General features: G+C 60.8%; 3 protein-coding genes. All 3 read right to left on the bottom strand.

The annotated features are described in order from the left end of the window. Positions 1–94: dTDP-4-dehydrorhamnose 3,5-epimerase family protein (locus C7443_RS19725; protein ID WP_211346218.1), on the bottom strand; the 94-nt coding region annotated here is incomplete at its 3' end. Then, a complete protein-coding gene (gene galE, locus C7443_RS19720) occupies positions 91–1,107 on the bottom strand; it encodes a UDP-glucose 4-epimerase GalE (RefSeq protein ID WP_110020740.1) in 1,017 nt (338 codons plus the stop codon). The genes C7443_RS19725 and galE, both read right to left, overlap by 4 nt. A gap of 4 nt (positions 1,108–1,111) precedes the next feature. Next, positions 1,112–1,429 (bottom strand): sugar phosphate nucleotidyltransferase (locus C7443_RS19715; protein WP_246004730.1); only part of this gene is annotated, 318 nt, incomplete at its 5' end.

Genomic DNA, 1,429 nt, shown 5'->3' with positions numbered 1-1,429 from the left:
CGCGAAAGGTCTCCACAAAAAACCCCCGCGCGTCGCCAAAGACCTGCGGCTCCAGAATCAGCACTCCGGGCAGCGCGGTTTCAATGATCTTCATGTCACATACCCATTGGGATTGTTCGACTGCCAACGCCAGACGTCCTCGCACATCGCTTCGACGCCCAGCTCTGCTTTCCAGCCGAGCAGGCGCTGTGCCAGCGCCGGATCGGCATAGCATTCGGAGACATCCCCGGGACGACGGGCAACGATGTCATAGGGAACATCCCGACCACTGGCTGCCGCGAATGCGCGCACCATTTCCAACACGCTGATACCGCATCCGGTACCGAGATTGACGGTCAGTGAACACTTCTCACGCAGCAGATATTCGAGCGCGGCGGCATGCGCCCGGGCGAGATCAACGACATGGATATAGTCACGCACCCCTGTACCATCCGGCGTCGGGTAATCACCGCCGAACACACTCAGACGCGGACGCCGCCCGACCGCCACCTGAGCAACAAACGGCATCAGATTGTTCGGAATGCCCAGCGGGTCTTCACCGATCAGGCCGCTACTGTGTGCCCCGACCGGATTGAAATAGCGCAGCACCATCGCCTTGAAGTCCGCATGCGCCGTACAGACATCCTCGATCAACTGCTCCATGACCAGCTTGGTACGGCCATATGGATTGGTCGTGCGCAGTGGAGCATCTTCGCGAATCGGGCAGCCGTCCGGGTCACCGTAAACGGTCGCCGAAGAACTGAACACCAGCGCTCCGCATTCACTGGCTCGCATAACCTTGAGCAGCGAAATCGTCCCGGCGATGTTGTTCTCGAAATAGCGCAAGGGTTGCGAGCAGGACTCGCCGACAGCCTTGAGCGCCGCAAAATGGATCACGGCGTCGATGGCATGCCGGGAGAAAAGTTCTCCGAGCGCGGCCTCGTCACGGATGTCGATCCGCACACACGGCAGTTCACGGCCGGTAATCGCCGCCAGGCGCTCCAGCACCACCGGCGAGCTGTTGCAGAAATTATCGAGCAACAGAACGTCGAAGCCGCGCGACACCAGCTCGACCGCCGTGTGTGATCCGATGTAGCCGGCACCGCCGGTCAGCAGAATCTGTCCCATGAGATCAACGAGCCTTCCTTGCCAATAAATCCAACAGATACTGCCCGTAGCCATTCTTCGCCAGCGGACGCGCCATACGCTCAAGATGCTCGGCATCGATCCAGCCCAGACGCCAGGCAATCTCTTCCGGGCAGGCAATCTGCAGCCCCTGCCGGGCCTGCATCACCTGAATGAAGTTCGCCGCATCGAGCAGCGAGTCATGCGTCCCCGTGTCGAGCCAGGCATAACCGCGCCCCATCAGCTCGACGTTCAGATCGCCGCGCTGCAGGTAGATCTTGTTGACGTCGGTGATCTCCAGCTCGCCGCGCGCCGAGGGTTTGAC

The organism is Plasticicumulans acidivorans, assembly GCF_003182095.1.
GTDB lineage: Bacteria > Pseudomonadota > Gammaproteobacteria > Competibacterales > Competibacteraceae > Plasticicumulans > Plasticicumulans acidivorans.
The sequence above is the reverse complement of the archived record's forward strand: the minus strand, read 5'-3'. Positions and strand labels throughout refer to the sequence as shown.

Coding starts and splice junctions, on each gene's coding strand:
- galE (WP_110020740.1), bottom strand. CDS start 1,107: ATGGGACAGATTCTGCTGACCGGCGGTGCCGGCTACATCGGATCACAC.